A 12466-nucleotide genomic window follows, 5' to 3' on the forward strand; every position below is an offset into this window, starting at 1 on the left:
GGCTCAGGTCCCCCGTCGCGTTGCGAGCAGCGCTGCGCCGACGAGCGCGAGCAGTGTGACGACGGCGGTGAACCCGGGTCCGGACGCGGCGGTCGTCTCCGACTCCGCGGTTGCAGTGTCTTCGGCCATCGTTCCCGCCGACTCGCCCTCGGTGTCAGGCGCAACAGTCGCCGTGGTACCGCCGGACTCGCCGTTGCCGTCAGTCCCGGATTCGGCTTGCTGGCTCGTCGAAATCCAGACCGGGCTGGTCAGCGCTCGGTCGCCGTCCTCGTCGACGACGCGGAAGGCGACCCAGGCGTTCCCGTCGATGGCAACGTCGGTGCTCATAGTGTCGTTTGTCCCGTCGAGCGTGACGTTCGAGACGGTCGTGCCGTTCCGGATGACCTCGGCGTACGCGAGTTCGTCGAGGTTCCGAACCGTCGCGGACGCCTCTACGGAGGACCCGGCGGTCGTGTTCACGGTCTCGCCGGGCATCCTGTCGTCGACGGTGAACTCGACGGCCGGACCGTACGTCGCGTACGTGTGCCCGTCTTTCACTGACTGGGCCCACTTCTCGGGCGTGACTGGCCCCTCGACGTATGCCCGGGTGCGGGCACTGCCGTATTTCGCCGGGAAGCACTGCGAACAGTGGTCGTCGCTGACACCGGTCGCCGTAATCTCGTAGCCGTTGTTCCAGAGGGTGAACAGCCCGCGGACGCTGGCAGCGTCGGACTCACCGTACGGACCGTTGTACGCTTCGATGGCGTCGACCATCGGGAGGTACTTCTCGTGTTGGCCGGGCGCACTGTCGAGGCTGACGAAGCGGTCACCCGGATGGTTGACCTGGAACACCGTTGCGTTGTGTCGGGTCCGGGACTCTTCGATGAACTCCACCAGGGTCCCGTCGGAATCAATCATCTCCTCGCCGTGCATCGGGTAGGGGTTGAAGTGTCCGAGGTCGCCGGTGGTGATCTCCTCGCTCCGGATGAACATGATGCCGCGCTCCTTGGCCTGTGACTCCATCGACCCCCAGCCACCGATGGCGTTGTGGTCGGAGATGAACACCGCATCGACGCCTGCCGATTTCTGGATGGCGACGAAGTTGTCGATGGGCGTCTTGCCGTCGAAGCTGACGCTGCTGTGGGCGTGGGGATCGATACCGACCCAGTTGCGCTCGCTGGGGTCCAGCTCCTCGGTGAACGTCGCGTTGACGCTGACTGCCTCGCCGGGCGTCACCGAGACGTTCTTCTCGACCGGGTCGGCGATGTAGCCGGTTCCGTGGTTAAACACCAGCGTGTAGTTGCCGGGCGGGAGCTGGAACGAGGCAGTCCCGGCCGGCGTCGTCTGTGTGTAGACGGTCTGGACCGCGGTGCCGTCGTCGAGCACCGTGATCCGAGCGTCGGCGGGACTGACCTCACCCTCGTCGTCTATCGTTGCGGTGACGTTGACTGGTGCCGGCCCCTCCAGCGAGTCGAAGTCTGCGGTGGCTGTCTCGCCGCCGGTGACAGTGACGGATTTTGGCTCTGATGCCGCAAATCCGCTGGCATCAGCCGTCAGCGTGTACTCGCCGGCGGGGAGTTCGAGTTCGTACGTTCCCGTCTCCGAGCCGACGGTGTAGGTGAACGCACGGTCGCCCTTCGAGGCGGTGACTGTGGCCTGTGAGACGGACTCGTTGTCCGTACTCTCGATGCTGCCGGTCACCGTTCCCGTCTCGGTGCCATGCTGCTTGTTGTAGTACTCGCTGGTCGCGCTACTTGCGCCCTCCGAGCCGACGAAGAGGGCGAACTCTGCTGACCGCGTTTCGCCGGGGTCGAGGCGGTGTTCGAGCCACGGGTCAACCCATGTCGTGGAACCCGTGTACGAGGTAAAGGAGCCGTTCCCGCCCCAGACGCCGTAGCTCACGCGGTCACCGGTGAGCGCGGCCCAGGGCTGGTCGAGTGTGTCGGCACTCACCGGCGGCGAACGCGTTTCCTCGACCGTCCCCGAACCGGGGAGCCAGGTTGATTGCCCCTCAGAACTCAGTGCCGCCCCGCTCTGGAGGCGCTCGGAATCGTTGACCGGGAGGTGCTGGTCGCCGCCGTTCTCCATCGTGGTGTTGATCCAGATGTGGCTGGAGTTGGCCGGCAGCGTATACGTCGTCGTGACGGACACGTTCGAGTTCGTACTGACGTGGCCGGTCGCGGTGACGACTGCTGCGCCGCTGGGCCCGGTCGCGTTCTGGTACTCGAAGGACTCGTAGTCCGGCCACGTCCCGAAGTTGTTGAACGCGAACTCGGCGACGCCGATCTGGTCGGTCGTCAGCCCGTACGCGTTGGCGTCGTAGATGCCACCGGGGAGCGTGCCGAAGGGACCGTTTGTTTCGGTGCCGATGGCGGCGGCGACTTCACTGTTTTTCAGAACGATGGTTTCGTTCGCTGGTGTCTCGCCGCCCTTGATTCGCTCGCCGGTGACGGCGACCGGCTTGTCCGGTCGCTCGACGTGGCCCGACGAGGCCAGCCACTTCACCGTCCGGAAGAGAAACGGCCGCGTATCGGTTTGCTGGTGTTCGGCCTGCCACTCGTCGGTGAGATACGTCGTGAGCGACTTCTGACTGCCGAAGGCGACAACGCGGCCGTTGTCACCGATGTCCCACGTCGCGGCCGCACCGACGATGCGCTCGCCACGGGGATACTCCGTCTCTGTCGTGGAGTAGGTGTACTCGTAGGTGTCGCTGTCACCGTACAGTAACGGGGCCTGGGTCCCGTTTTCGGTATCGGTCACGTTGAGACTGACCCCGTCGTACTCCACGGTGTCGACGGTGTTCATTATGGGATGCTGGCCCGTGTTGTGCAGAATGACTCGCCACTCGTAATCTGCAACTGTCTTGTTCGTCGGATCCTGAATGTTCCGGAGCCACTTGTCGCTCTCGCCGTTGAAGTGGAGGCCGTACGGGTCGGTGATGTCGTTGAGCTTGCCGGCGTGGCCCTGTAGTGGTGAGGTCCAGTCCCCGACGACGAACAGGCTGCCGCCGTTTCTGACGTACTCGTCGATTGCATCCTGCTCGGCCTCGCTATAGGCCGTCTGGGGGACGGGAATGATGACCACGTCGTAGTCCGACAGCCCGTTCGCGGCCGAACTGTTCCACGAGGTCAGCCCGCCGCTCGTCGACCGTTTCGTGTCGACGTCGTACCCGCGCTCGCTGAGTCGGTTCGCGAACTTCGTGAACGTTGAGCCCTGATGGCTCCCGTCGATCAACACGTCGACGCCGGCACCGCTGTTGTTGAGATCGACTGACTCATCAGGAACCGGACAGCTCCCGTCAAGCTGACAGGTCGCCCCACCAGCTGTGGCCGTCTGTGCCATCGTCTGACTGTTCACCGTTGCCACCTCGCTTTGCTCGCTCGGTGCAGCAGCGGCACTTCCGAGGAAGCCGGTGCTGACAACCGAGAAAACGAGTAGTACGCTGAGTAGTACTGGCCGTATGTGATTTCTATCCATCACTTCCTATACCGTATTGTGACTATATAGTTAAAATTTACCATGGTCCCACTATTCTCGGATACTGACTGCGTTCTGTAACGAATGACCGACTCTTGTCTGTGCGAACTGTGATCCGGATTCCCACCTCGGGGTCGGGCCTGTTTTAGCTGTCCCCTAATGTCACACCCCTCGGCCAGTATAAGCTGAGACTGACACACCTCATCTGTCGGCCACACATTTCGACACACCGGTTGTGGTCGCGACGACAGCCCGACAGATCACCCACAGAACACTTGCAGTCTGTCCACAGCGGCGCTTCCGTGTCAACTCCGGGACGTACCAGCTTTTAAGACCCGGTGGGCGGAACTCCGAAGGTATGTCACGGAAAGTCTTCTTCGATACGGACCCCGGCTGCGACGACGCGGTCATGCTGGCAATGGCGCTCGGCCACGAGGCAATTGATGTGGTCGGTCTCTCGACTGTTTGCGGAAACACGACTATCGAGAACACGACGCGAAACGCACACGCGATACTGGGTCTCGGTGGCTACGATGTTCCGGTGTCTCGGGGCTGTGGTCGCCCACTCGTCGACGACCTCACGACTGCCGAGTGGATTCACGGCGAGAACGGACTCCACGGCGATATCCCCGACAGTGAGGGCGACACACGTGATATCCACGGGGCCGACGCAATCGTCGAAGCCGCCCGCGAGTACGGAGACGAACTGACGATTGCAGCCGTCGGTCCGCTTCCGAACCTGGCAATGGCACTGGCAAAGGAACCCCGGTTACCCGACCTCGTCGAGGATATCTATCTCATGGGCGGGGCGGCGATGACGACCGGAAACGTGACACCGATGGCCGAGGCCAACTTCCACAACGACCCCGCGGCAGCCAGTCGCGTCCTGCAAGACGCCACTACCCGGATGGTCGGGCTAGACGTGACTAACCGCGCTACCGTCGCTCCCGAGTTCATCGAGGAGTTCCGCACGGCCGGTGGCATCCGGGGGACCGTCGCCGAGTGGCTCGACTACCGGCCCGACTCCGGAACCTACCCGCTGGCCGACGCGCCGGCCATCCACGACGCCGCTGTCGTCGCTGACATCATCGACGAGTCGGTGCTCACTTTCGAGGAGTACTACCTCGACGTGGACACGACCGGCGGCCCCTGCCACGGGGCAGTCATCTGCGACGAGTACGGCACGACCGACAATGAGCCAAACAGCGAGGTAGCCGTCGACATCGACGTGGACCGCTACCGTGAGGTTCTCGAAACTGGCGTCAGAGCGTACGCAGCGGACTGATTCACCCCTTAGCCTGTGACGGCTGCTTGCGGCGCTATTCGTAGACGTGGACGCTTCCGGTAGTGTTGTCCGCGATGTAGTCCCAGTCGTACTCCACGCCGAGGCCGGGGCCGTCAGGAACACTGACCGTCCCGTCGTCGTCGACCGCATCCATCAGGTCGGAGTAGCCCCCCTCGTACACCGGCGGCTGGGTGTTCTGGCAGTCCGGGTGGACAAGCGCCATTTCGTAGTAGTTCGAGTTCCGGCAGGCGGCGATGCAGTGGCGCTGGGCCGGGCCGGGCGCGTGGAACTCCACGTCCAGCCCGAACGCTTCGGCCATCCGGGCCACCTTAATCGCGCCGGTGATACCCGCATCGTACTCGGGGTCGGCCCGGAGGAAGTCGGTCGCCTCGCTGGCGGCGAAGTCGGATTTGATCTCCAGTCCGCGGATGTGTTCGGTCTGGAGAATCGGCGTATCGAGTTTCTGTGCCAGCTTCTTGTGGGCGTGCTGTGAGATACCGCCGTCGCGGAACGGGTCCTCGTACCAGAAGAAGTCCTGCTCATCGAGCGCCCGGCCAAGTTCCAGCGCGTCGGCGAACGTCTCCAGTTCGCAGGCCGGGTCGTGCATCAGGTCCATCTCGTCGCCGACCGCGTCGCCGACAGCGTGGACCGCCTCGACCTCGCGGTCGAGACTCCGGGCGTCGTCGCCGCCGCCCCAGCCGTGAATCTTGAAGCCGCCAAAGCCCTCGTCGCGACAGTCTTCGGCGAAGTCGGCGAAGGCCTCGGGCGAGTCCAGTCCGCCGGCGTCGTCGCCGTGATACGTGGAGGCGTAGGCGGGGATGCGCTCGCGGTAGGTTCCGAGCAGTTCGTGAATCGGCGCGTCGTAGTACTTGCCGGCGAAGTCCCACAGCGCGATGTCGATTGGGCCGATGCCCATCCGGTCGTATTTCCGGAGTGCGCGCTTGCATTCGGACCAGTGCTTCTCGCGTTTCAGCGGGTCTTTACCGATGAGGTACTGTGCGATGATGTTGTACTGGGCGGCTGCCGGCGAATTGCCGCCGACGTACTCGCCCGTGATTCCCTCGTCAGTATGAACCTGTACGCCGAATAGTTTCCGCGTGGTTGTCTCGCCCGGCGCATAGACCAGATTGAAGCCGTGCTTGTCGGTCCCCACATCTTCGAGGGGGTACTCGAACTCTCGGCTTTCGATTTTCGTTATCGTTGGCGACATTTGCCGGACATACTGTGGTGGGGGTATTAAAGCTACCCCGTGACAAAACGCCGTCTCTGCTTGAGCGGCTGCCACAGCAGCGACTGGACCGCCTGTCTCATTCAGTCCAGCGCGTCGAGGCGACGAATCCCGGGCTCACCCAGCCGCACCGAACAGCCGATGTACAGCGGTTCGATGACCCGGGGGTAGTCGAACGACACCGCGTGCTCGTGAAGCACTTTCGGGTCGCCGGCCTCGCCCTGCCACATATCGTGATGCGCGGGAAGCAACCGGGATAGCTGCAGCTGGTTCGCGGCCTCGATGATCTCGTTTTCGTCCATGTACCACTTCGTTCTGACACCGCTGTCCGGTTCAGGCTCGTAGATAGAGCCGACGGTTCCAAACGCCAGCGCGCCCACGTCGATGTCGAACCGTTCGCCAACGCCGGTAAACCCCTCTGCGGGCCGGCTGTCGCCGGCGTGGAAGAACGTCCCAGCGTCGTGCTCGATGACGTACCCCACCGGTTCGATGGCGTCAGGGTCGTTCGTCCCGGTAACGTGGATGGTGAAATCACCGACAACGAACTCATCACCGACGGCGATTTCGTTGCGCTGCCCGTCAGGCACCCGCATCTCACCGTCGTAGTCCGGGGAGTCATACGATGCCGACGGTGCATACAGGTCCGCGTCGAGGTCCTCGACCAGCGGGCCGTACGACGGCGGATGCATGTGGTCGATATGTTCGTGCGTGACGAGTGTGGCATCACACTCGGTCGCATCGGCGGGATCCATCGGTACCGGAATCATGCGGATGAGGTTCGGTGGGTCGCCAGTCCCGAAGTAAGGGTCGATGTACAGCGTCGTCGACTGCGAGCGGAGCACGAAACCGTTACAGCCGAGATACCAGACCACGACACCGTCGCCGGGGTCTGTCGCTTCAATCTCGTCGCGGACGAACCAGTCGTCCCACGTTGACTGAACCATGTGCCGAACTATGCCTGGCCGGGTCAAAAAATCTCGCACCGCGTTCAATCGAGCGTGACCGTCGACTCTGTCTCGGAGGCCTCGTAGACGGCTTTGATAGTGTTGATGTCGACGAGGCCGTGCTCTCCGTCGGCGTAGGGTTCGGTGTCGGTCAGTAGACAGTGGGCGAAGTACTCGAACTCCTCTTCCATCTGGTCGATCTGTTCGAAGCCGATGTCGACAGTCGTCCCCTCGTGAGACAACTGGAGCGCACGGTCGTCCCATGGGTAGAAGGCCGGTTCGACGCGGACCTTGCCTTCAGTTCCGAGTACGGAGATGTGGCTATCGAGATGTGCGTTCTGGCTGGCAGTACACACTGCGTACACGTGGCCGGGGAAATCTAGCTGGAACGCGCCGTGCTCGTCCGGCACGTCGGCGAACTCCTCCTGCACCGATGCGACGGTTCCCCGGACGGCCACGGGGTCGGCATCCAGCAGGAATCGGCTCGTGTTCAGCGGATAGATGCCGATATCCATGACGGCACAGCCGCCGGACAGCTCCCCGTCCAGCCGCCACTGGTCGGGGTCGGGGACGAGTTCGAGGATCGGCTCGGTCATGTTGCCGTGGACGAACAGCGGTTCGCCGATGTATCCCTCGTCGATGAGATCCTTCGCTCGCCGGACGGCTGGCTCGGTGTGCATCCGGTAGGCGATCATCAGCGTCGCGTCGTGTTCGTCACAGACATCGACCATTCGCTCGGCACGCTCGATGGTGGCCTCCATCGGTTTCTCACAGAGGATCGCCTTATCCAGTTCTGCTGCCGTCTCGACGTACGGGAGGTGGAGCGCGTTCGGGGTAACGATGTAGACGGCGTCGTATGCGTCACTCGCGACTCCGTCGTGGAACTCTTCGTAGGTGATCGCGTGTTCGACCGTCTCCGAATCAGCGGCTACATCGGCTGCCTTTTCGCGGTCACTGCTGATCAGTACCGTTGTTTCACAGAGATCTCCCGCGTCGACGGCGGGCATCGCCTGTTCGGTCGTCCACCAGCCGACGCCGATCATCGCAAACCGAACGGGGTCGTCAGTTTCTGTCTGTTCCTGCCAGTCTCGACGGTCGAACCCTCCCGTGAGCGCGTCAACGTTCATACGGGTGCCGTCTCTTGGCTGGATATTATTTTTTGTGTTGGCATCCCGTGTCAGCCCATGCTGTCCCAGTGTATCGAATGACAGTTCATACATTAAGTAAACAAATCCCTGCAAATGAGATAATTGTTCGATATTGCAGAACAAAACAACAGTCTAACCGGTAGTATTCCACAGCCGTCAGTCGCTGCTCCGAATGGCAAATGCTGTTTTACGGCCCGTCTATGGCCTTTTCTCGTCCGTGCTCTCGGGTTCAGTATCGAGAATAACGGCAGTACAACCGTTACGGAAGCGTTCCGTCATACTGAATGGTCGGTCATCACGGAGTGATAGGGTTCGGTCGACAGTTGGCTGGCTTGAAACGCTATCCTGATCGTTGTGGCCACGGTTTGCAGTGACTGACGATAACACGGCGTTGTACCCAACCGGACGCCGGGGCGCGCATCCCGAGAGTGGGCCGTCTGTACGGGATAGACAGTCCGATGTTGGGGCTGTTCCACAATCGTCGGTCGGGCCACGACCATGACTTTGCACGCTCACTCTTGCGGTTGACAAAAGCAACAGGGTCTAAAAACCAGTACGAAATAACCGTTCTGTAACAGAGCTCACACTCCGCAGACAACGACGGTGGCCGCCTCGGTTAGCTGTTGCGGTACACCGTCTTGATGTAGCTGAAGAACTCCAGTCCCGCGTCGCCCTGCTCGCGGTAGGTGTTCGTCGAGGAGCGCTTGAGGCCGCCGAAGGGAACGTGCAGTTCTAGGCCGGTCGTCTTCTCGTTGACCTTGACCACGCCGGACTCGGAGCGTTCGATGAACTCGTTTTCCTCCTCGATTCGGTCGGTGACAATGCTGGCCGAGAGCCCGTAGTCGATGTCGTTGGCAACTTCGACACCCTCGTCGAAGTCGGAGACGGGAATGACAGCGAGCACCGGTCCGAACACCTCTTCCTGTGCAATGCGCATATCCGACTCGACATCGGCGAACACCGCCGGCGAGATGAAGTTCCCGGCGTCGTACTCGCCGCCGGTGAGTTCCTCGCCGCCCGTTTCGAGGGTTGCCCCCTCCGACTGTGCGATGTCGATGTACTCCAGACTCCCCGCGAGTTCGTCTTCACTGACGTGTGGGCCCATGCCGGCCCGGTCGAGGCCGTTTCCGACTTCGAGGGACTCGGCGTAGTCGACGACGGCGTCCAGGAACTCGTCGTACACGTCCTCGTGGACGATAGCTCGGGAGGTCGCCGTACAAGCCTGACCCGTTCCGCCGAAGGCCCCGGCACCTACGATGTCAGCCGCCTTGTTCACGTCGGCGCTCGGCATGACGACCGTCGGGTTCTTCCCGCCCATCTCTGCCTGCGCACGCTTCCCGTTGCTCGTTGCCTGTTCGTAGACGTGCTCGCCGACCGAGGCACTGCCGGTGAACGAGACCACGTCAACGTCGTCGTGGGTGGTCAGCCGCTCACCGACCTCGCTACCGGGGCCACAGACCAGGTTGATAGCGCCGTCCGGAATCCCGGCCTCGTCCAGCGCCTCGACAATCATCGCGCCGACGGTCGGTGCCTGCATCGCGGGCTTGATGACAACGGTGTTGCCGACCGCGAGTGCCGGCGCAATCTTCCAGGCCGGGATCGCGATGGGATAGTTCCACGGCGTAATGAGCGCTGCGACGCCCATCGGCTCTTTTTTCGTCTGTAGGCCGGCACGGCCGCCGCTGGGCTGTTTGACGGTTCCGCCGAAGTCGCGGGCCTTCTCCGCGTAGTAATAGAAGATATCAATCGCACGCTGAACCTCGCCCTCGGCCTCGCCGAGCGGCTTTCCCTCTTCGCGGGTCAGTGTCTCCGCCAGCTTGTCTTTCCGGGATTTCAGGATTTCACCGGTCTCACGCAGGATCGCACCGCGCTCCGGACCAGACATCCCGGCCCACTCATCCGTCGCACCCGCTGCGGCCGCGACTGCCTCGTCGGCGTCTGCCGCCGAGCCCACCGGAACCGTGCTGACGATGTCCGTTTCGTCTGCTGGATTCGTGACGTCCTGTGTCTCCCCGGTTCCGGTCCACTCACCGCCGATATAGTTCTCATACGTCTGCGTCATACGTTTGAATCATCTCATTCCCAATACTTACGCGTTTCCCATCCTTCGCTGTGTCGCGACGTTCGACGGTGTGGAACGACGGCGACAACGCTGAACAGCAAGCGTCGTAGTCACCGTAATCAGCGTTTCCAGAATCAGAGTTTCGATGACCGACTGCAGAATCCCAATTGAAGCCGGTAAAATAGCTACCGCTGTCAAACAACAAGACAACACGAACTCTGTGTGTTGCCAGATGTGTCACATCGCGAGGCGTGGCTGCGTTGCGATGCTTGTGTTGTTGGAAATCCTACTCTCTGCACGTATCTCTGTTCCTGTGTTATCTGCGCTCTGGTGTCGTCACTATGACCGATCCATGATGGGCGATATTCTAGTATATAAATGTACTCCATAGTATAACACGTGTATGTATGTTATCGGGCACGCTGTCGACAGTCGCTACTGCTGGACCAGCGGTCCCGGTATGACCACCTGTTGTTTAATATAGTGTTGACTGGTTTATTGGCGTAAACAGTGCAGATCAAAAGATTGCAGTTACTGCACTTACGACGACCCAACTCTCTCTTGAATCAGTTGCGGCTATTCTGCCAGCGGCACTATTTCACTATTCGATCACAGAAACAAGATAATAAGTGGCCGAATACGAGCACAAATTTTGTGATAGCTTTCTAAAAGCCTACAATTTGGTACTACTCGAAGACACTCTCGCCCGTATCGAAATTAAACACGGATTTATCCGTCACCGTCAACGCCTTCGAGAAGTGCACCAGCAAGTGCACTCTTTCGGTGTGAGACCAGCAGATGGCAGTAAATATCATTTTCACTGTCTGCACCACAATTACACAGCGGGCATCCGTATGTGTGGTTCTTTGCTGTATCGGTGGCTCGCTTCGGGATGCTGGCTTGCATACATTGACAGACGCTCCGTGCAAATATAGCGATTTCTAGGACTCCTATGTCGCCCTCAATGGATATATGGAGACTCTCTTCAGGGTGTACTCCTTCCGGAAGCAACACATACCATGATTTACCTCATGTCCGGTCCAGCGTCGCGATAAACTCCACAGTCTGCGTCTTCATGTTGCGCACCAAACGAGACCTCGTCGGTTAGACAGCCTTGCCGAAATGACATACCGCGAGCAGCATCTGCCACGAAAATGCCCGCTACTTTCCTCATATCTCCCCAATATGTTTGCTGAATGCACCCGTATATAGCTGAAAAAGCTGGTTCGAATATATGGCATCTTCGGGCGTCGATCAACAGCGCAGCTACCGACGGTCGTTCGATAGTTCGCGTGCTCTCATAGAATTACCCTGCACCCGCTCCTGTAGCCGCTGTATTCGCTCGTCCATCGGCGGATGCGTCGACAGGAGGCGTGACAGATTGCTGTCCGTTTCGCCGTGAACGTATAGTTGTCGCAGGAGTCCCGGATCCGGCTTCGACGCCTGTTCGATTTTCACGAGGGCCCGGGCGAGCCCAACGGGATTCCCCGTAACCTCGACCGCGCGGTCGTCGGCTGCCAACTCACGACGTCTGGAGTAGCTGAGTATCAGCAGTGTCACGGCGAATCCGAGACCGGCAACGACCTGCAGCGAGTACCGCTGTGTCCGCCCAAGCCAGGAGCGCGACCACGACGACGGGTCGCCACGCACCAGTGCGAGCGACCGGGCGACACCACCGACCAGCACCACGATGGGAAATAACACGAGGCCGACGAGTCCGACAAGCGTCTGGACGAGGCTGTACGCGACGGTCTGAACGAGTGCATCACGGGTCTCCAGATGCGCGAGTTCATGCCCCAGAAGAGCCTCGAATTCTGCTGGGGACAACAGCTGGAACAGCCGTCTGTCGAGGACGATAGCTCCGGCTCCGCCACCGATGGCAAACGCGTTCGGGACTGGTAGCTCCGCCAGTAGCAGCGTCGGTGTGTCGACATCCATCTGATCGACAAGCCCGTCAAGACGGCGGTGGAGTTCCGGTGCACGCGTCCGCGAGAGTTCGACTGCATCGAGGGACCGCTTGAGTTGCGCTGTTGCAGCCCAGTAGTTCAAGATGCCGAGAACGATCGCGGTCCCGAGAATGACCAGCGCGGCCAACAGTGGTGACGGGCGGCTGTTCCACACTGGCAACAGCAGCACGTACCCCACGTATGCAGCCATGAGATAGACCAGCAGCGACACCAGCCCGACGATGCCCACGAGTAGCCGTCGGGTCACAGCCATGTATGGCGGTACGCCGTTGTGCGAAAAAACCGCTTTGGTGGGTGACTGCCGGCTACGCCTACACACTTCGGTGCCACGTTCCCGGGATATTTGATATAGCGATATTAGATTTATTATAGCTCC

The 12466-nt window shown here is 60.9% G+C and carries 7 protein-coding genes; 1 reads left to right on the top strand and 6 read right to left on the bottom strand.

Annotated elements, in window-relative coordinates; genetic code table 11:
* Positions 1-3 precede the first annotated feature (3 nt).
* On the bottom strand, positions 4-3456 hold the full coding sequence (locus DVK01_RS07485; protein ID WP_121536215.1) for a CehA/McbA family metallohydrolase: 3453 nt from the start codon (positions 3454-3456) through the stop codon (positions 4-6).
* A gap of 358 nt (positions 3457-3814) precedes the next feature.
* On the opposite strand from DVK01_RS07485, the gene DVK01_RS07490 reads away from it, so the two are divergent.
* Positions 3815-4741 (top strand): nucleoside hydrolase, encoded by a 927-nt coding sequence (locus DVK01_RS07490; RefSeq protein WP_101349058.1) that lies wholly within the window; start codon positions 3815-3817, stop codon positions 4739-4741.
* A gap of 34 nt (positions 4742-4775) precedes the next feature.
* Here DVK01_RS07490 and DVK01_RS07495 read toward each other — a convergent pair whose 3' ends face one another.
* The 5 genes from DVK01_RS07495 to DVK01_RS07515 form a co-directional block, all read right to left on the bottom strand.
* Positions 4776-5951 carry a mandelate racemase family protein gene (locus DVK01_RS07495; RefSeq protein ID WP_121536217.1) on the bottom strand — a complete coding sequence of 392 codons (1176 nt, stop codon included), beginning with the start codon at positions 5949-5951 and terminating at the stop codon, positions 4776-4778.
* Positions 5952-6052: 101 nt separating this feature from the next.
* Complete coding sequence (locus DVK01_RS07500; protein WP_101349060.1) at positions 6053-6913, bottom strand: MBL fold metallo-hydrolase; 861 nt, start codon at positions 6911-6913, stop codon at positions 6053-6055.
* A gap of 44 nt (positions 6914-6957) precedes the next feature.
* A complete protein-coding gene (gfo6, locus tag DVK01_RS07505) occupies positions 6958-8040 on the bottom strand; it encodes a D-xylose 1-dehydrogenase Gfo6 (protein WP_121536219.1) in 1083 nt (360 codons plus the stop codon).
* Positions 8041-8677: 637 nt separating this feature from the next.
* Positions 8678-10123: an aldehyde dehydrogenase family protein gene (locus DVK01_RS07510; RefSeq protein ID WP_121536221.1), complete on the bottom strand. Its 1446-nt coding sequence runs from the start codon at positions 10121-10123 to the stop codon at positions 8678-8680.
* 1266 nt (positions 10124-11389) lie between these two features.
* Positions 11390-12343 carry a M48 family metallopeptidase gene (locus DVK01_RS07515; protein WP_101349063.1) on the bottom strand — a complete coding sequence of 318 codons (954 nt, stop codon included), beginning with the start codon at positions 12341-12343 and terminating at the stop codon, positions 11390-11392.
* Between the last annotated feature and the right edge of the window lie 123 nt (positions 12344-12466).

The sequence above is a fragment of the Haloarcula sp. Atlit-120R genome (assembly GCF_003665885.1).
Lineage (GTDB): Archaea > Halobacteriota > Halobacteria > Halobacteriales > Haloarculaceae > Haloarcula > Haloarcula taiwanensis.

What these genes read in the sequence shown, in the direction of transcription:
- DVK01_RS07485 (WP_121536215.1), bottom strand. Translation starts at nt 3,456, where the DNA reads ATGGATAGAAATCACATACGGCCAGTACTACTCAGCGTACTACTCGTT.
- DVK01_RS07490 (WP_101349058.1), top strand. Translation starts at nt 3,815, where the DNA reads ATGTCACGGAAAGTCTTCTTCGATACGGACCCCGGCTGCGACGACGCG.
- DVK01_RS07495 (WP_121536217.1), bottom strand. Translation starts at nt 5,951, where the DNA reads ATGTCGCCAACGATAACGAAAATCGAAAGCCGAGAGTTCGAGTACCCC.
- DVK01_RS07500 (WP_101349060.1), bottom strand. Translation starts at nt 6,913, where the DNA reads ATGGTTCAGTCAACGTGGGACGACTGGTTCGTCCGCGACGAGATTGAA.
- gfo6 (WP_121536219.1), bottom strand. Translation starts at nt 8,040, where the DNA reads ATGAACGTTGACGCGCTCACGGGAGGGTTCGACCGTCGAGACTGGCAG.
- DVK01_RS07510 (WP_121536221.1), bottom strand. Translation starts at nt 10,123, where the DNA reads ATGACGCAGACGTATGAGAACTATATCGGCGGTGAGTGGACCGGAACC.
- DVK01_RS07515 (WP_101349063.1), bottom strand. Translation starts at nt 12,343, where the DNA reads ATGGCTGTGACCCGACGGCTACTCGTGGGCATCGTCGGGCTGGTGTCG.